General features: G+C 53.8%; 1 pseudogene. It reads left to right on the top strand.

Annotated elements, in window-relative coordinates:
• A pseudogene (locus SB756_RS31680) lies at positions 1-182 on the top strand (hypothetical protein); the annotation flags it as partial.
• Between the last annotated feature and the right edge of the window lie 78 nt (positions 183-260).

The following is a 260-nucleotide window of genomic DNA, read 5'->3' as shown; positions in this document are numbered from 1 at the left end:
ATAAAGTGTTCCTTGAAAAATACACCACCGGGTATCCGCAGTTTGAAGAATATCTGACAGGTAAGAGCGATAATACTCCGAAGAGCGCGGCCTGGGCGGCGGAAATTACTGGCGTACCGGAAGCGCAGATAGTCAAACTCGCTGAACTGATGGCGGCGAATCGCACAATGCTGATGGCAGGCTGAGTGGTTACCTGGGTATCGCCATCGATATCAGCCAGCGCAAGCAGGTAGAGCAGCGCTTGGCCGATAGCCTGACGC

The sequence above is a fragment of the Pseudomonas sp. SIMBA_068 genome (assembly GCF_046534705.1).
GTDB lineage: Bacteria > Pseudomonadota > Gammaproteobacteria > Pseudomonadales > Pseudomonadaceae > Aquipseudomonas > Aquipseudomonas putida.
This window is presented reverse-complemented; position numbering and strand designations above follow the sequence as displayed.